Source organism: Moorena sp. SIO4A1 (genome assembly GCF_010672065.1).
In the GTDB taxonomy this organism is placed as follows: domain Bacteria; phylum Cyanobacteriota; class Cyanobacteriia; order Cyanobacteriales; family Coleofasciculaceae; genus Moorena.
Window position 1 is genome coordinate 105,291 of the sequence record NZ_JAAHHX010000025.1, and the last position, 17,737, is coordinate 123,027.

The window sequence follows — 17,737 nt, forward strand, 5'->3', positions numbered from 1 at the left end:
ATGGTCTTTAATTGGTTCCACCGAAAGTCTGATGCTAGCGCAGGGTCTGCTGAGAAAAAGGACTCTGATACATCTCAAGTAGAATCGGAACAAAAGGCAACAGAGCAACAACCAATAGACCAAGCTGATTCTAAATCTGTCCAAGAGTCATCCTCAGCAGCAGCTGAGGATTACCTGAGTTGGGCAAAAGCTGCCTACAAAAATGTTCAAAAGCAACAAGTAGATCAATCTCCAGAGACAGACACTACTGAAAGTAAGCCAGTAGATGATACAACGGCTCAGCCAGCAGCAACGGCTACGGCGGCAAAACCTCAAGAATCACAAGAGATTGAATCTCCAGCGGCTGAAACATCGGAAGGGTCTGAGGAAACTGACACGACAGTTGCGGCTGAGATAGCTCAGATAACTGTTGAAGAAGAATCAAAAGCACAATTACAAGCACAATCACAAGCACAATCACAAGCAGAATCTGAATTAGAAGAGTCTACGGTTAGTGAAGCTTCGGTAGATACTTCTGAAACGGTGGAACCAGTAACCGAGCAATTCTCTGATCAGATAGTAGAGGAGGCAGTATCAACACCATCGGATTCAGTGGATTCAGTTAAGTCTAATCATGACTCATCTATAGGTATGACCTTGGTTGAGAATAAACCAATCCCTGAGTCAGATGCCTTGACAACTGATATAGCTCCATCAGCTGAGACAACAGAGGAAGAAACGCCCGCTTCTGGTCCGAGTTGGGCCCGTCGAGCAAGCACTAACCGACTAGCACGACTGGAACGTCTTAAGGAAACAGCTATTGAGACCCCTGAACCGGAACCCGAAGTGGCAACTGTGATCGAGGATGGAGGGGAAGCAGAGATAGATCAAAATGTGCTTGGTCTGGACTTTGATGATGGGTTCTTGTGGTCAGCAGAAGTGTTGGCATCTCAAGGAAGAAGTCCTGAGGATATCTCGATCGAGGAAATTAGCTGGCTCAAGCAACTGCGTCAGGGATTGGGCAAAACTCGTCGTGGCTTGATTAACCAAATAAAGGCGATTGTGGGTCAAGGCCCGTTGAATCAAGACGCGGTAATGGAGATTGAGGCACTGCTGTTACAAGCAGATGTAGGAGTTGAGGCCACTGACTATATTATTGATACTCTACAAGCTAGGTTGCGGGAGGAGTCTCTACCAGCAGAAAAAGCGATCGCATATCTCAAACAAATCATCAGAGATTTGCTAGAGCAACCTTACAGTAACAATTACAGCCGGATCTTTGCTCCAGAAAACGATACCTTGAATATCTGGCTGATGACTGGAGTCAATGGTGCTGGTAAAACTACTACTATTGGTAAACTGGCTAACTTAGGTCAGAAGTCAGGCTACCGTTGTTTAATTGCAGCAGCAGATACCTTTCGAGCTGCTGCAGTCGAACAAGTTAAGATTTGGGGAGAGCGCAGTGGTACTGAAGTGATTGCTAATCCTGGTAAGAATACTGATCCAGCTGCTGTTGTGTTTGATGGCATTAGTGCTGCCCAATCTAGAAATACCGAATTACTGTTGGTGGATACAGCAGGACGATTACAAAATAAGAAAAATCTAATGGAGGAATTGGCGAAAATTCGGCGAATTGTCGCTAAAAAAGCCCCAGATGCCAAAGTTGAATCCTTGCTAGTGCTGGATGCTACTTTGGGTCAAAATGGTTTACGTCAAGCACAAGTCTTCTCAGAGGCAGCAAAACTGAGTGGGGTGGTATTGACAAAATTGGATGGAAGTGCTAAAGGTGGTGTCGCTTTAGCAGTAGTGCGGGAACTAGGCTTACCGATTCGGTTTATTGGTGCAGGGGAAGGGATTGAAGATTTGCGGCCTTTCTCTAGTTATGAATTTGTGGAAGCTTTGCTAAGTGGCTAAGCTGGTTATGACAGCAAGGGAGTAGGGAGTAGGGAGTAGGGAGTAGGGAGTAGGGAACAGGGAGCAGAGGGATAGGGTTTGACGGTTTTGCTTCGTTTTGCTTCTCACTGAATAATATCCAATATAAATGGACAACAGTTTAGTAATGTAATGACTAAGTTGTCCATACTTCTTGTGGAACCAAAAAAATACAATTGCTAAAAAACGCGATCGCTAAAATCTCGGTCATCTAAAAAACGCGATCGCTAAAATCTCGGTCATCTAAAAAACGCGATCGCTAAAGTCTCGGTCATCTAAAAAACGCGATCGCTACTGTCTCGCTCATCTAAAAAACGCGATCGCTAAAATCTCGGTCATCTAAAAAACGCGATCGCTAAAGTCTCGCTCATCTAAAAAACGCGATCGCTACTGTCTCGGTCATCTAAAAAACGCGATCGCTAAAGTTTCGCTCATCAATGATAAGGCAGCTTGTAGTTGATTCGATTTTAATGGAATTGGCGGTAGGCCAAGCTACGCCAAGGCAAATTCCCCATCAAGCTGAAATCACTTCAAAATCAGAAATCGTCTCAATCCACACCCTTGCTCCACAATCTAGTGGATTGTCCGGACGATACATCACCCGACAGGGGCCATTGACCTCTACCGTATGACCATAAACATTTTTAGAGCCTCGCTTGACGGTAATCACAGGATTACGCTCCCCGGTCTTGAGATTTTGGCGAATGACTTTCTGATTAACGTGGATCACAGCCTTAGTGTAATTTGTACGCTTTGACCAGTTCCGTTTTGGTCCGCGAGTGCCAGGGGTGACCACCGGCATACCATCAAACAACGGAATCACCCAAGTTCTGCCCACCTTATAAGCGCCTTTAACTCTGCCTTTGCCCAGAAGGTAACGGACGCGAGTGGCAGAAACACCGAGTAATTCAGCGGCTTGTGCAGTGGAAATCATCATGGGGAGTAAACCATTGCTTTTACGATATTATTATATTAACACACTTGTTTTGAAAAGGCAAGGGCATGGCAAAACTATTGCATCATCGCAATTTAAAGGAAAAAATGGGGCTAGTGGGTGTAGTAAGTTAAAAATTATAAAAGGGTGGTTAACAACTATTGCATTGTCGCAATTTCTCATCTGGTGGGATGTATGGAGTTTATAGGGTAAATAATATTAATACTATAAAAAGGTGGTAAAAACTATTGCATTGTCGCAATTTATAGCAGTCGCCAGGGCAGGCGCGGACATGACAAAAGTCTCAAACCTAAGTAAGCGCAAGAGTTTGACTTCTGACTTCTGACTTCTGACTTCTGACTTCTGACTTCTGCTATATCATCTGGTGGGATATATGGAGTGTATAGGTATTGTGGGGGTCTTAAGTTAAGAGGGTTATCAAAAACTATTGCATTGTCGAAATACTAACTCTTGCCTCTTCACTGCTCCCTGCTCCCTGCTCCCTGCTCCCTGCTCCCTAAAAACCCAGGACTTTGTACCTAACCGAATAGAAAACCGCTTTATGCACACTTTGGCTTTTTTGTCAATTCATAACTCTTAAAATTTATCGATTGTTTCGGGGAAATTAGGGTTTTCAAATGAGATGTAAACAGAGGATTGCTCTAACAGGGAACAGAAAACAGCTAAAAGAGAATAGTAGGAAAGGGCTCCAGGATTTTTTGATGTGATCAGAAATCAGCCTTAGCGTTCATGACCTATTTGGAAAGGGGTTATTTTATCTAATGAAAGAATAAAAGATTAGACGAAAATTGTCTTTATCTTGGTTCCTCTTGTTCAGGATTGTGGTATACTATTATCAAATAAACTATGCTCAAAGTACATAATCATAAAAATATAGCTAGTTGTTATGGCTTGGCTAGACAAGTTGTTGTTACCTCAATTACAACCCTGATAGCTGATAATACTAGATAGTAATATAATACTAATTTTTATAATTTATAAGTCTGGGAAAATTACGGATTTAATTGAAAAGGCGGGTTGTCAACTTCTCTAACTTCCCTCTTATCCATGGAAGCTGTAGATGCAGCTTGCCAGTAACCTGATCAATAATTATGTGATTGTGGCTCGTGCTATACGTCGCTGCCAAGTGTAGTAACTTTGTCAATCTAAATAGAGCTGAAGTCAATGATCGATGAAAACATTCCGCTACCCAATCCCCAAGAAGCTGAGACTTTATTGGCTGACCTGTTTGAGCAAGTAAACAAATGGGAAAGTCCCCTGCATGAAAGTACAAAGCTTGGTATAGGTGCAACCGCTGTTAAAAGCTTGCTGGAAAGTAAAGTTAGCTTTGGCAATCCTAGGGATAAGTTGATATTACTTACCGAAGACCTATTTGAAGAAACTGAAGAGGGATTGACCAACATTTATCGGCAGCAAATGCGTGATGCATTTGATTTCTATTACATGACTGTTACTGTCGATTTACGTCCTAAACCAGGGGTTAGATTTTGGCGATTATGCTGTGAGCTTGACTTCAGTCCCAAAGGAGAAAAAGAGCCGATCGTTCAGTCTATTTTCCCCAAAAGCCAATGGCGACCTGTAATGAACTTTGGGGTGGGCATGAATTTAGCTATCAATAGCAATCTTGATTGGAGTATCGGGATTGATGGGACTGAAGTAGCCGAACTTACCACTCTTCCTGGGGAGCTCAAAGCTAATGTAGCAAAGAAGAACGAACTGAAGGCATTCATTGTCATTCCTGAGTATGCTTACGAAGCTGGTCACTTTGAAATGATTTCCCAAGGTGAAGGTAACTCAAGGTGTTACTGGCGCATTGAAGAGCCGGAAATCCAAAAAATACCGACAGTCCAATTTGCTATTGTCTTTAAAGTGCCCAAGGAAATAAAGTCTATTAATTTGCGAGGTATGGTTTGGGTTGAACCAAATATGAACTGGTTAACTGCTGATATCCGTGATGTTTTCAGTGATCTGGCAGATAGATTCCAAACCTTAATACGAAATAAGAATCAGGCGGCAATTAAATTCAGTCGTAGTGATGTCAAGGAATGGATATTGAAGCTACCGAAAGCTAATCTTACACAGGATTTAGCTACTTAAATCGGGTGCATCTTTTTATTGTAAATCTATGGTAAGCATTCAGTTATCAGCTATCAGCTATCAGTTATCAGTTATCAGTTATCAGTGGTCAGCTATCAACTATCAGCTTATGGGTTAGGTCACAGGCTAGAAGCCTGTGCCACTCTACTCAACTTTTGAATAAAATAACCTGACGGCTGACCACTGACGGCTGACTACTGATGGCTGACCACTGACCGCTGAATGCTTAGCAATTAATCAGCTTTATCTGATCGGACAGTTATGACTAGAGCCAAATACACCTATCGCATCTACCTGATAAATCCTCGTAGAGTGCGGGTTGAAAAGGAAGAACCTGGAAAGCCCGATAATATAATCCCTGGAGTATTTCGCTATCAGGATAAGATCACCCCAGAAGTCAGGGAGTTAATCGAAGAAGTTCGTAAAAATGGAATCAATGATGCTAACCAGTCGAGGTTTCTGGGAGAAGCGTTGTTTGATACCTTGTTTGATGATGTCCTTTGTTATGACTTTATAAGATTTTATAACGAAGTTGTTGGCACTAAACAGCAACTGCTACGGGTAGAGCTAGATATTGACGAGCAAAATATCCCTGAAGTGGCAGCGTTCCCCTGGGAATTTATGTGTTTGCCTCAAAGGAAGAAGTTAGGAACAATGTGGTTGGCTACTGCACCTGGCTTGGTCTTCTCGCGCCTGCCCTCACAGCCGATTCCAGCATCACCGATTCAGTTAGGCGCAAATGAAAAAATGCGGATTGCCTTAGTTGTCTCTGCACCCACAGATTTAAATCCGGTTGCCTACGAAGAAGTGCAGGCGGCGATAGAAACACTAGCCCAGGAACAACCAGAGCAGGTGGAATTGTTACCAGTAGTGAATCCAGCTAGCCGCAAAGCTATTAATGATATTCTAATTGAAAAGCCTCACATTTTTCATTTCATCGGTCATGGTCGTTTTCATAATGAAAATGGCGAAATTGCCTTGGTTGATGAATTCGATCAGGCACGCTGGATTAGCGCCAATGACTTTAGTGAGCTATTGAATCGCCATCGACCTGGAATTATTGTGTTGCAGGCATGTCAGGGAGCAATGGAGTCTACATCGAAACCATCTGTAGGGCTAGCTTCCAAGGTTGTACAGCAAATTATTCCTGTAGTCGTGGCCATGCAGTATCCAGTGTCTAATAGCACAGCTAGCCGATTTGCCTGCCACTTTTATAAACAATTAGCTCAAGGCAAGTCAGCGGATATAGCAGTACAGGAAGGACGACGAGAAATTAGTCTCCATGACTCAACAGGGTATGGGAAACGAGATTTTGCCACACCTGTGATTTTCATGCAAGTGCAAGATGCTCCAGTAGTTCAATCTCGAAATGAGTCAGTATTGCAACTTCTGAATCAGCCAGTTGTGCGAGACAAGCCAAGCCATAAACAGCTCCATGTAAAGGATGCTCGCCAATCACAAGGGGTAAAACGAGCGCTGTTGATTGGAGTCAGTGAATATGGAGAGGGGTTAGAGCCACTACCTGGCGCAACCAAAGATTTAGAGGAAATCAAACGAATACTGGGTTCCCCACAACTGGGTAATTTTGTTGATGTCAAAGCTCTCAGCAATCCTGATCGACAGGAAATGGCGGAGGCTATTGAAGAGTTATTCACCAGTTCTACAAAAGATGATTTGGTGTTACTGTTCTTTTCAGGTCACGGTGTTAAAGATAGCAGCAATCAACTGTACTTAGCAAATCGTATTACTCGTAAGAATCCACAGGGAGAACTAGTTAGGACAACCGCAGTTTCCGCTAAGGCTATCCATGACATTATGAAAGGTAGCCGCTCCAAGCGACAAGTGGTTATCCTCGACTGTTGCTTTAGTGCAGCTTTCCGTAAGGGTCTACTAGTTAAAGATGATGGCTCTGTCGATCTTCAAAATCAATTAGGAGGGGAAGGGCGTGCTATTCTCGCTTCTTCAACTGACTATTCCTTTAGTCAATTGGACAAACAGCTCTCAATTTACACTCAGTATTTGGTAGAAGGCATTGAAACGGGAAAAGCTGATTTGAATCGGGATAGAGTGATTTCTCTGGATGAGTTACATAAGTACATCAAAAATAAGATTCGAGAAACCCTTCCTGCCATGAATCCTAAAATCTATACTGATCAGGAAGGTTCTAAAATCCACATTGCTAATGCACCAAGGGATGATCGCCATTTAGGTAAGCCTTTAGTTACCGAAGAGGGGATACAGGCAAGTTCACAAGCAGATAGTTTGATAATACTTACCTTACTTAAGAAACTTCTATCAAAACCTGTTATAGTTATTACTGTTTTGGCTTCGGTCTTGATCGGTGTGGCTTATTTAGCGAAAGAATACTTGGATTGTAAGGATATATATATAAACGATTTTTACAAAGGTAAGAATCCTGAAAATGTAGTTAATAACCCTGATTTTCAAAGGCGATGTCAGCTATTTAAGCATTTCTTTTGGTAGATAAAAACTTGATTTTTTTTTATTCTAATTTACGATTGTACAAATTTTTCCATCTGGTTCATTTTTGCAGTCGTATAATAATTCTTTAAGAATCCAAAATTCATTATTATAATCCAGTTTTATTTTGACAAAATCGACATTATTATTACTGAATTCTTCTATAGAATTTACCTTAATACCTGATTGAAGGTAACCTACAATTGGAGTCTGATTCTTATTTTGGAATTTTCTCTTGTAATGTAGGGGTGCATAACATTTTGAAGTGATCCAATGACACATTAAGATGTGATGAGACTGAGCAAAAGCTTTTGTGAATATACCGAGCAAGAAAACAATGCTTACTCCAATAACAAAAATAACAAGAGATTTGATAATTTTGTTTTTCATGGCCAAGAGCAGAGTCGCAGAGTAATAGTTGGCTGATCAAATCTTCGCTACTCTTCAATGGAATCAGGATATTTTACTAAGAAAGCCAGAAATATCTCCAAAAATTAATGAAATGGCGGTAAACTCGCACAAAACAGTGTTTTACACTACTCAATTTTTCTGCTAAGTTAATTCTTTGTTTGAAGAAAAAGGTAAAAGGCAAAAGGCAAAAGGCAAAAGGCAAAAGGCAAAAGGGGACTTAAGCCACATTGACTGGTTTGATGGGATTGACCATAGGTCACGCTAAGGGATTGACAGTAGGTCACGCTATGCGATGAAGCGAAGCTTCCGCTAAAAGCGATCGCATTCACATCCCATCCCATCAAGCCGATATTACTTCAAAATCAGAAATCGTCTCAATCCACACCCGTGCTCCACACTTGAGGGGATCATCTGGGCGATACATCACCCGACAAGGGCCATTGACCTCTACCGTATGACCGTAAACATTTTTAGAGCCTCGCTTCACCGTAATCACAGGATTACGCTCCCCGGTCTTGAGATTTTGGCGAATGACTTTCTGGTTAACATGAATCACAGCCTTAGTGTACTCTGTACGCTTTGACCAGTTCCGTTTTGGTCCGCGAGTGCCAGGAGTGACCACCGGCATACCATCAAACAACGGAATCACCCAAGTTCTACCCACCTTATAAGCGCCTTTAACTCTGCCTTTGCCCAGAAGGTAACGGACGCGAGTGGCAGAAACACCCAGTAATTCAGCGGCTTGTGCGGTGGAAATCATCATGGGGAGTAAACCATTGCTTTAACGATATTATTATATTAACACTATTTTCCCAAAAATGCAAAGATTTGGAAAAACTATTGCACTGTCGCTATTTCAGGGCTTGTGGTAGGTGTGGTAAGTGTGGTAAATGTGGGTAGTGTTGTAAGTGTGGGTAGTGTGGGAGGTGTGGGAGTGCTAAAAAACTATTGCATTTTCACAATCTCAAGCAGTAGGGGCAACTGGGATTAGTGGGATTAGTGAGAGGAGTGAGATAAAAGTGTTATCAAAAACTATTGCATTTTCACAATTTAATGCTAATACCAAGTTGCGTGGCCAACGGCTGAATACTTACTTAAAAAAAATCAAAAATAATTATTTCCAGATCCGCTGTTCCCTATTTCCTACTCCCTTTGCTAAAAACTAATTGTTAAAATCCTTGATAACAAAATTCTTGGCCGACACCTTACTTAGTCAGGGATTATATAAAAAATCTCTAGCCTCAAGGTTAATAAAAAACTAAAAAAATTAAGTTAAAATTACATCTAGGTTAACTTTACAAAATCTTTATACCCTACTCAGATAAAATTACACTAAAAATTGACAGCGACTTCAAAAACAAGCTTTAACCAAACCTTATAATTATGTTTATATAATTACAATCAAAATTTAACCTGGAAATGAAACCATTACTAAGGGAGGTCAGCCAGTTTCAATCATCACGTAAACCTAGGCCAAGGCGATTTAATGTTGGCAACAATTACGTACTAGGTGATAGCTGAAAGCTGAAATGCTGACACAATTTAGCTAGTTTCTGTGCTTCTTCTCTAGATATAAAAACCCTAAATTCGAGAGTTTTAGTCTCGTTGATTCCAGGATTTTATGAAATTAAAAGGATTTGCATCTTTACCAGCTGATACCTTTGCAGAAGGACCCCAGTCTGGTGCAGACAATGGCAGGGGTGAACCGATTTCTGCCAATGGTCGCACGGGTCCGTTTGATGGACAACCTGTTCAAGGCTTTAGTGGTGTTCAGTTTGCTCCTAGTGGGGGTGGCTCTTTTTGGTTCCTATCAGATAACGGTTTTGGAGCCCAACAGAATAGTGCTGATTATTTGCTCAGACTCTATCAAGTTAACCCTGATTTCAAGGGTGCAGAGGATGGAGATGGTAGTGTTGAGATTGAAGGCTTTGTTCAACTGTCTGACCCTGATGGCAAGATTCCTTTCAAGATTGTCAACGAAGACAGTAGCGATCGCTTTCTGACCGGGGCTAATTTTGATATCGAGTCTTTTGTGATTGATGCTAAAGGCGATATCTGGATTGGTGAGGAATTCGGTCCGTTTATACTTCACTTCGATAGCACTGGTAAACTGCTCGAAGCCCCTATTTCCACTCCCAATATCCCCGGCAATACCACAGGGGAATTTGTGCGATCGCCTCAAAACCCAGATTTAAAGTTCAATACCCTTGATGGTGATCCTCCCCTAGTGATTGGACACCGGGGTGCTAGTGGTGATCGTCCAGAGCATACCTTAGAAGCTTACGCTCTTGCCATTGAACAAGGGGCTGATTTCATTGAGCCTGACCTAGTAATCACTAAAGACGGTGTCTTGATTGCTCGTCACGAACCGTTGCTAGATGATACCACTAACGTAGCTGAAGTATTTGGTGAAGACCGCAAGTCCACCAAACTTCTGGATGGTGAAGAAATTACTGGTTACTTTGCTGAAGATTTCACCTTAGCAGAAATCAAGCAACTGCGTGCTGTTCAGTCTCGTGACTTTCGTAGTGATGAGTTTGATGGTCAGTTTGAAATTCCCACTTTCAAAGAGGTTATCGAACTACTCCAGCAGGTAGAAGCGGAAACTGGTAAAAAAATCGGTATCTATCGTGAAACCAAGCATCCTACATTCTTCGATGACCAAGGCTTGTCCAACCTTACCTGATGGCAGACAATCCCTAATTGTTGCTAGCGATAACAATTTCAATGACAGCCAGATTACCCAATTCCTAGCATTTGGGCTAGACCTCGATAATATTCAATCTCCGACAGCAATAGTAGAAACTACCTCCGAGATTAACGGTACTCAAGGGGCTGACGAGTTGATTGGAACTATTGATGCTGATCTGATCAATGGCTTTGATGGAAATGATACCATTGCTGGGGGATTGGGTAATGATATCATATTTGGTGGCAATGGCGATGATATCCTACGGGGAGATAGCAATAGCAAGGCCCCAGGTGGTAACGCTGGTGGTGATGATATTATCTATGGTGGTTCAGGAAGCGATCGCATTGGCGGGAAATCTGGTAATGACTCCCTCTATGGTGGCTTCGGAGATGATCAACTCTGGGGTGATGCTGGGGATGACCTATTAAGTGGTGGTCTCGGTAATGATACTCTGACTGGAGATAACTTTTCTAATGGTAGTGGCAGTGATACCTTTGTCCTAGAGATTGGGGAAGGTACTGACACGATTACAGACTTCGAGCTGGGCACTGACTTAATTGGTTTAGGCAATGGTTTAAGCTTTGGTGATGTGTCTATCACCTCCGATAGTAATAATTCTCTAATCAATGTTGGAGATGAAACCCTAGCAGTAGTGTTAGGAGTAACAACCCTTGCTGAAAGGGATTTGGTGATCTTATAGCAATTCTCAAATTAGGAAGTAGGGGAATAGGGAGTCGGGAGATGGGGAGATTTGTATTAAGGGTAATAATCGAGACATCATAACTCCCTCACTTCCCAGATTCGCTGTTTCTTTATCAAACTACTTAATAATAGGTAACCTGGAATAGGTAAATTGGGATCATAACTAATGAGTTTTAGTTAGTTTTTAGCTAATTTTGCTTATAGCGGTTCTCATAGTAATGAGGTACAGATGATTGTTTACCTGTTCCCTGAGCCGAAGTTACCTGTTCCCGATTCCCGATTCCCGATTCCCGATTCCCGATTCCCGATTCCCGATTCCCGATTCACATCACAATTTAAATGTGTGACAGCTTAGTATTAGGAATTGGAGTCGGGAGTGTGAAGAGCTTTGGCCAAGAGGGTAAGACCCTACACCCACCCGATTTTGGATCCAAACCCAAACCTGTAGCTATTAATGTAAATTTTAAGTAAAGCTGACGTCACAAAAATAGCAAATTATGTAAGATTATGTAAAGGTTACTAGAGTAGACTCTTTTATAGTATAGTTTTACTTAAAACCAAAAAGCTCTTGAGTCAAGTAACCTATGGCTCAATTAGTCTGACCGATAGGATCGACTTGGAGGTTAAAGCTACCAAGATTACTTTGGTCATCTCCGAAGACGGTGCTTAGCCAGCGGGCATCTATAGCCCAGTTGCTTAGATCAAAGACAAAGGATTTGGATTTAGTTTGCTAATCGGAGAGTATCAAATCCAAGACAATAAAATTCAATAAAACCTTAAGTCTATGTTCCTGAACTAGTGATTGTAATGACATTAGGGAAAGGGTAAAATCTACTTGATAATAAATCGAATATCGGCTTAGGTAGACTCCTTTGAACTCCAGACAAAGGTTATGGGTAACTAGATAAATAAAGTCCATCTTGATGTGGCTCGATTATCAAGTTAAATGCTCATACCCAAATGGAGTCAAGGTTATGACTATGATCATGCTAGTAATAAGCCTAGTATGAGTGGGTAATTCCATTGGCTGTTCTTTTTGAATTAGTTCAGAATCAATGGGATGTTCCGTTAGCGAATGCAGATCAGATTGAGCAAATAGCTTATTCAATAACGTTCAAGAAAGCACAGATTGCTTGCTGTTATCTTGCTGTTATCTTGCTGCTATCAGTATTTGCGTTATTCAGCCATCGCTACACTATCTCAAGGTTAAAGGTTAATTATTAACACTAGCTGTAGAGTTCAGGCGCAAACCCTCACTAAGTAGGTAGGAAAAGTAGGTATAAAATTAACGTATTATGCTGACGTTTAACTGTTGAATATCAACGGTTAACCTTAAGGACAGTTAACAAAATAAAAAGTTAGCGCTAACACTACTAACCTAACTATTTAATTGAGCAACCCATACCAAAAAAATAAGCTAATTGTTATTCGCTTAATTATTTAGTATAAACGAAACTTTTAGCATTTTGCTGTTCGCGAAGCGGTTTCTTCGGAACAGGGGAATGAGTACATGATTATTGCTATAAAACTTTAAAGAAGTTGATAGCTAATAGCTGAACTGGGTACTCGCCATCTACTATCTAGGATAAATTTGTGGCAGATATATTAAATAAAATTGGCAGCTTTTCTAGTGAGATGGGGGCTGAAATTACCGCCTACGACCCCATATCTCAAGAGTTATTTGTAGTATCTGGTGGAACTGAGGTGCAAGTGCTAGACCTCAGTGATCCCACCAATCCAACTGAGGTAATACCACCCATTGATCTTGCTTCTTTGATACCTGACATTGACGGAGCAAATAGCGTAGCCTATAGCAATGGTTTACTGGCGCTAGCGTTAGAAGCTAGCACCTCTACTGATCCAGGTAAGGTAGCAATTATAGATATTGCTGCTTATAAGAACAATCCGGCTGACCCCAATGCCCTGAAGGTAGTGCAAGCGGGGCCCCTACCCGATATGCTCACCTTTACCCCTGATGGCACCAAAATACTGGTTGCTAATGAAGGAGTAGCGGATGATGGCATTGATCCTGAAGGATCGATCAGTATTATTGATGTGTCCGGTGGGATAGCAACTCTAACCCAAGACAATGTCGCCACAGCAGACTTCAGTGCCTTCAATGGTCGTGAAGCGGAATTCCGGGCAAAGGGTGTACGTATTTTCCCAGACAAGACTGTTGCTCAGGATGTGGAACCAGAGTTCATTGCTGTCTCAAGCGATGGTACTACAGCCTTTGTCAACCTCCAGGAAAACAATGCCTTTGGGGTGGTAGACCTGGAGTCCGCTACAGTGGTGGATATCGTGCCTCTGGGTGTCAAAGACCACAGCCAAGGTCAGCCCACCCTAGAGCTATTTGAGTTCAATGACTTGCCTGTACTTGGTACTACCGAAGGGGGTCAAGAGATTAAACTGGGCGGACTGTCTGGCTTATTCTACGAAGGGACGGATGCAGCAACTGGCAACTTGAAGTTTGTCACGGTTCCTGACCGGGGACCCCATGGCAAACCCACTGATGTGGATGGAGATGGGAGTAAGGAACGACCCTTTGCCTTACCGGATTACCAAGCTCGGGTGATCCGCTTTGAGTTAAATCCCAGCTCTGGCGAGATCACCATTACCGAAACCATTTTCTTGACCCGTCAAGATAGCACCACACCAATCACAGGACTACCCAATATTGCCGGGGTGGATGAAGAACCAGTAGACTTATCTGGCAATTTGCTGCCCTTAGATGAGTTTGGTGCTGACCTGGAAGGGGTAGTAATCGCTGCTGATGGCACCTTCTGGATGGTGGATGAGTACCGTCCAGCTATCTACCACTTTGATGCCCATGGTGTTCTGATTGACCGCTTTGTTCCCCAAGGAACAGCTGCCTTGGCTGGTGCAGCAGTGGGAACCTTTGGCACTGAGTCCTTACCTGAGGAGTACGCCAATCGCCGCCGTAACCGTGGCTTTGAGGCCGTAGCTCTGGATCCAGACGATAATATCCTCTACGCCTTTATTCAAACTCCTTTACAGAATCCAGACCGTGCTACCTCTGATAGCTCTGATGTGATTCGCATTCTCGGAATTGATACTACCACAGGTAATGCCGTTGCCGAGTATGTTTACTTGCTCGAAGACCCTGCTTTACGTAGTGGAGGACGAGTAGATAAGATTGGTGATGCGGTATACGCTGAGGATGGAAAATTATTTGTCATTGAGCGAGATTCCGCAGTTGGTGATACAGCGAAGAAGTTTATCTTCCAAATAGACCTGACAGCAGCCACTAATTTGCTTGCTCCGGATGCCCCCACACTACCCACTGGCTCTACTCTGGAGCAGTTGAGTGCAGATGACCTAGATGCTCTTGGGATTCAGGCGGTCAATAAAATTAAGGTGACAAACCTACCTTCGATTGGGTATCTCGCTGGTGATAAACCAGAAGGTCTAGCGCTACTGGATGATGGCAAACTGGCTGTACTCAATGACAATGACTTTGGAGTACTCGATCAGCAGATTCCGGTGGATGGCTCGGTTCCTCTGAACCCCAATCCAACTCCTGTGGTCTTAGGTCTGATCGACCTAGGTGAGAACAATGCCCTGGATGCCAGTAATGAGGATGATGGCATCAACATCCAAAATTGGCCCGTTTTCGGTCTATACCAACCAGATGCGATCGCATCCTTTGAGGCAAACGGTCAAACCTACTACGTCACTGCCAATGAAGGGGATATCAGGGATGAAGAGGAACGGATTGCAAACTTGACCCTCGACCCAGAGGCCTTTCCCGATGCTGAAACCCTACAACCAGAGTCTCAACTGGGTCGTTTGAGAATATCTACCATTGATGGGGATTTGGATAATGATGGTGATTTTGACCAGCTATTCTCCTACGGTGGGCGCTCCTTCTCAATTTGGGATGAGTTTGGCAACCTAGTGTTTGATAGTGGTGATGACTTTGAACGAATTACAGCTCAGCAAGTTCCTGAACTATTTAATTCTAGCGGCACTCCTGATACTTTTGACGACCGCAGTGACAATCAAGGACCAGAACCGGAAGGAATTGTCACCGGGGTCATTAATGATCGCACTTACACGTTTATCGGTCTCGAACGAATAGGCGGCGTGATTGTCTAGGATGTCACTAATCCCACGGCTCCTGAATTTGTCCAATATCTGCCCAATGATAATGGTGGCAATCCAGATGATCCAGTAGACCGTGAGCCTGAGGGGCTAACATTTATTCCTGTAGAAGACAGCCCCAATGGTGAACCCCTGCTGGTAGTGGCTCAAGAAGACAGTAAAACCATTACTGTCTTTTCAGTCAACCCCGGTCCGGGAACTCCATCAGATGACGAACTAGTTGGCACCGAAGCTGATGAGACAATCATTGCTGGAGCTGGAAATGATCTAGTTGCTGGTGGCTTAGGTAATGATACTATCTTTGGGGGTAATGGAGATGATATATTACGAGGTGACTTCAACAGCCGTTCCTCTAACAATACCCTTGGAGGGGATGATGTAATTTACGGGGGTGCTGGAAGCGATCGCATTGGTGGAAAAGCCGGTAATGATTCCCTGTTTGGTCAGAAAGGTGATGACCAAATCTGGGGTGATGCTGGGGATGACCTACTGCGAGGCGGTCTTGGCAATGATACCCTATTTGGTGATAATGGCTCTAGTGATGGTAGTGATACCTTCATCTTGGCCGCTGGTGAAGGAACTGATAAGATTGGGGATTTCCAAGTCGGTGAAGACTTGATCGGTTTAGTAGACGGGTTAACCTTTGGTCAGTTATCTGTTACTCAGGAAGGCAACAACGCTGTGATTAGCTTCGGTGATGAAACCTTGGCAATCCTGAATCAGGTGCAGGCTGAAACCCTGATCGATAATGCTGCTACGACTTTTATTTTTGTTGGTTAAGGCAGAGCCGTTGAAGGTGTAAGGTTGAAGGTGTAAGGTTGAAGGTGTAAGGTTGAAGGTTAACGGTTGAAGGTTAACGGTTGAAGGTTAACGGTTGACGGTTGTTCGCCCTTGGCGTTTGGTGTAGGGTAGGTTGTCTGTCAGAAGGCAGAATGTAGAATTCTTAATTCTTAATTCTGCCTTCTACATTCTTAATTCAAAAATGTTGTTCGCCCTTGGCGTTTGGTGTAGGGTAGGTTGTCTGTCAGAAGGCAGAATGTAGAAGGCAGAATGTAGAATTCTTAATTCTTAATTCTTAATTCTACATTCTTAATTCAAAAGGGACTCTAATGGTTGACTACCCATGATTGATTTCACAGTTGCTATCTGTACCTATAACGGCGAAACTCGTCTACCTAAGGTTTTAAAGCGATTACTGTATCAAATTAAAACCGACCATTTTGCTTGGGAAATTCTGATTATTGATAATAATAGTACTGATAATACCAGCAAAATTGTTGAGGAATATCAATCCTATCCAGGAGCTTATCCTATTCGATATTACTTTGAACCAAAACAGGGGATAGCATTTGCTCGACGCCGTGCTATCCAAGAGTCTAAAGGTGACTATGTCGGTTTTTTAGATGATGATAATATCCCTACTCCTGATTGGGTTAGTGCTGCCTATAATTTTGGTCATTCCCATCCAAAAGCTGGTGCTTATGGTAGTCAAATTTATGGAAACTATGAAGTTACACCACCGGAAAACTTTCAGCGAATTGCTTGTTTTATAGCTATCATAGAACGAGGTCAAGAGCCATTTTGTTATCAGCCTCGTCAAGGGTTATTTCCTGTCGGTGCGGGGTTAGTGATTCGTAAGCGAGCCTGGTTAAATAATGTTCCTGAACAGCCTTGGCTCAAGGGGGTATGTGCGACATCCCTATCTGCTAAAGGAGAAGATATAGAAACCTTATCGTATATTCAAAAAGCGGGTTGGGAAATTTGGCATAACCCTCAAATGTGTATTGAGCATCAAATCCCAAAATGGCGTTTGGAAAAAGACTATTTATTGAAATTATTTCGAGGTGTTGGGTTAAGTCGGTATCCCACTCGCATGTTGCGCTTTCAACATTGGCAAAAGCCTATCATGATTCTAGTTTACCTAATCAATGATTTGGGCAAGACTATGCTTCACCTGATTAGATATCGCCAACACCTCAAGACAGATTTAGTAGCAGCTTGCGAACTGGAACTTTTTGTGAATAGCTTGTTTAGTCCATTTTATCATTGGATTTTTGGGAATCAGTAATTAATGAATCATAAGGCAAAATGCTGGCATGTATGAATAGGGAATAGGGAATAGGGAATAGGGAACAGGAAACAGGAAACAGAGTGTGGGGAGAGGGGGTAGTGTGGGTAGTGTGGCGAGAGCGAAGAAGTAGTTTTCGATAATTGGGTATAATTACAAACATTTTTTTACTCCCTACTCCCTACTCCCTACTCCCTACTCCCTACTCCCTACTCCCTACTCCCTACTCCCTACTCCCTACTCCCTACTCCCTACTCCCTACTCCCTACTCCCTACTCCCTACTCCCTACTCCCT

The 17,737-nt window shown here is 42.7% G+C and carries 15 protein-coding genes; 12 read left to right on the forward strand and 3 right to left on the reverse strand.

Translation table 11 applies throughout. The features are described 5' to 3' along the window. On the forward strand, positions 1-1,893 hold the full coding sequence (gene ftsY, locus F6K53_RS18140) for a signal recognition particle-docking protein FtsY (protein ID WP_293069132.1): 1,893 nt from the start codon (positions 1-3) through the stop codon (positions 1,891-1,893). A gap of 532 nt (positions 1,894-2,425) precedes the next feature. Here the strand turns inward: ftsY and F6K53_RS18145 are convergent. Next, entirely contained in the window at positions 2,426-2,848 is a 423-nt protein-coding gene (locus F6K53_RS18145) for a helix-turn-helix domain-containing protein (RefSeq protein WP_293030190.1), read from the reverse strand. Between F6K53_RS18145 and F6K53_RS18150 the strand changes: the two genes are divergently transcribed. The 4 genes from F6K53_RS18150 (at position 2,847) to F6K53_RS18165 (ending at position 7,447) form a co-directional block, all read left to right on the forward strand. Then, a complete protein-coding gene (locus F6K53_RS18150; protein WP_293069134.1) occupies positions 2,847-3,053 on the forward strand; it encodes a hypothetical protein in 207 nt (68 codons plus the stop codon). The two genes, F6K53_RS18145 and F6K53_RS18150, sit on opposite strands and share 2 nt — an antisense overlap. A gap of 240 nt (positions 3,054-3,293) precedes the next feature. After that, positions 3,294-3,446, forward strand: a complete 153-nt coding sequence (locus F6K53_RS18155) for a hypothetical protein (protein ID WP_293069136.1) — start codon at positions 3,294-3,296, stop codon at positions 3,444-3,446. Positions 3,447-4,030: 584 nt separating this feature from the next. Further along, positions 4,031-4,963 carry a hypothetical protein gene (locus F6K53_RS18160; protein ID WP_293069138.1) on the forward strand — a complete coding sequence of 311 codons (933 nt, stop codon included), beginning with the start codon at positions 4,031-4,033 and terminating at the stop codon, positions 4,961-4,963. A gap of 261 nt (positions 4,964-5,224) precedes the next feature. Further along, positions 5,225-7,447, forward strand: a complete 2,223-nt coding sequence (locus F6K53_RS18165; protein WP_293069140.1) for a CHAT domain-containing protein — start codon at positions 5,225-5,227, stop codon at positions 7,445-7,447. 24 nt (positions 7,448-7,471) lie between these two features. Here the strand turns inward: F6K53_RS18165 and F6K53_RS18170 are convergent, their stop codons facing one another. Both F6K53_RS18170 and F6K53_RS18175 read right to left on the reverse strand, forming a co-directional pair. Further along, positions 7,472-7,834 (reverse strand): hypothetical protein, encoded by a 363-nt coding sequence (locus tag F6K53_RS18170; RefSeq protein ID WP_293069142.1) that lies wholly within the window; start codon positions 7,832-7,834, stop codon positions 7,472-7,474. 361 nt (positions 7,835-8,195) lie between these two features. After that, positions 8,196-8,618, reverse strand: a complete 423-nt coding sequence (locus F6K53_RS18175; protein WP_044492023.1) for a helix-turn-helix domain-containing protein — start codon at positions 8,616-8,618, stop codon at positions 8,196-8,198. 256 nt (positions 8,619-8,874) lie between these two features. On the opposite strand from F6K53_RS18175, the gene F6K53_RS18180 reads away from it, so the two are divergent. The 7 genes from F6K53_RS18180 (at position 8,875) to hpsE (ending at position 17,442) form a co-directional block, all read left to right on the forward strand. Beyond that, on the forward strand, positions 8,875-9,021 hold the full coding sequence (locus tag F6K53_RS18180) for a hypothetical protein (RefSeq protein WP_293044911.1): 147 nt from the start codon (positions 8,875-8,877) through the stop codon (positions 9,019-9,021). Between the two features lie 455 nt (positions 9,022-9,476). Continuing rightward, positions 9,477-10,541: a glycerophosphodiester phosphodiesterase family protein gene (locus F6K53_RS18185; RefSeq protein WP_293044909.1), complete on the forward strand. Its 1,065-nt coding sequence runs from the start codon at positions 9,477-9,479 to the stop codon at positions 10,539-10,541. Beyond that, the gene (locus F6K53_RS18190) at positions 10,513-11,247 is read left to right on the forward strand and encodes a calcium-binding protein (RefSeq protein WP_293026455.1); all 735 of its coding nucleotides are present in this window, start codon (positions 10,513-10,515) and stop codon (positions 11,245-11,247) included. The genes F6K53_RS18185 and F6K53_RS18190 overlap by 29 nt, the downstream gene beginning before the upstream one ends. Positions 11,248-11,478: 231 nt before the next feature. Then, entirely contained in the window at positions 11,479-11,604 is a 126-nt protein-coding gene (locus F6K53_RS18195) for a hypothetical protein (RefSeq protein ID WP_293044904.1), read from the forward strand. A gap of 1,238 nt (positions 11,605-12,842) precedes the next feature. Next, positions 12,843-15,368: an esterase-like activity of phytase family protein gene (locus F6K53_RS18200; RefSeq protein WP_364303055.1), complete on the forward strand. Its 2,526-nt coding sequence runs from the start codon at positions 12,843-12,845 to the stop codon at positions 15,366-15,368. Positions 15,369-15,515: 147 nt separating this feature from the next. Continuing rightward, positions 15,516-16,154 carry a calcium-binding protein gene (locus tag F6K53_RS45900; protein WP_364303058.1) on the forward strand — a complete coding sequence of 213 codons (639 nt, stop codon included), beginning with the start codon at positions 15,516-15,518 and terminating at the stop codon, positions 16,152-16,154. Positions 16,155-16,497: 343 nt separating this feature from the next. Then, positions 16,498-17,442 (forward strand): hormogonium polysaccharide biosynthesis glycosyltransferase HpsE, encoded by a 945-nt coding sequence (gene hpsE, locus F6K53_RS18205; protein ID WP_293081575.1) that lies wholly within the window; start codon positions 16,498-16,500, stop codon positions 17,440-17,442. The last annotated feature ends 295 nt before the right edge of the window (positions 17,443-17,737 follow it).

Bases quoted from the DNA above. Each gene is read 5' to 3' on its own strand.
- F6K53_RS18160 (WP_293069138.1), top strand. From the start codon at position 4,031: ATGATCGATGAAAACATTCCGCTACCCAATCCCCAAGAAGCTGAGACT.
- F6K53_RS18170 (WP_293069142.1), bottom strand. From the start codon at position 7,834: ATGAAAAACAAAATTATCAAATCTCTTGTTATTTTTGTTATTGGAGTA.
- F6K53_RS18195 (WP_293044904.1), top strand. From the start codon at position 11,479: ATGATTGTTTACCTGTTCCCTGAGCCGAAGTTACCTGTTCCCGATTCC.
- F6K53_RS18185 (WP_293044909.1), top strand. From the start codon at position 9,477: ATGAAATTAAAAGGATTTGCATCTTTACCAGCTGATACCTTTGCAGAA.
- F6K53_RS18190 (WP_293026455.1), top strand. From the start codon at position 10,513: ATGACCAAGGCTTGTCCAACCTTACCTGATGGCAGACAATCCCTAATT.
- F6K53_RS18150 (WP_293069134.1), top strand. From the start codon at position 2,847: ATGGGGAGTAAACCATTGCTTTTACGATATTATTATATTAACACACTT.
- ftsY (WP_293069132.1), top strand. From the start codon at position 1: ATGGTCTTTAATTGGTTCCACCGAAAGTCTGATGCTAGCGCAGGGTCT.
- hpsE (WP_293081575.1), top strand. From the start codon at position 16,498: ATGATTGATTTCACAGTTGCTATCTGTACCTATAACGGCGAAACTCGT.
- F6K53_RS18145 (WP_293030190.1), bottom strand. From the start codon at position 2,848: ATGATGATTTCCACTGCACAAGCCGCTGAATTACTCGGTGTTTCTGCC.
- F6K53_RS18175 (WP_044492023.1), bottom strand. From the start codon at position 8,618: ATGATGATTTCCACCGCACAAGCCGCTGAATTACTGGGTGTTTCTGCC.
- F6K53_RS18165 (WP_293069140.1), top strand. From the start codon at position 5,225: ATGACTAGAGCCAAATACACCTATCGCATCTACCTGATAAATCCTCGT.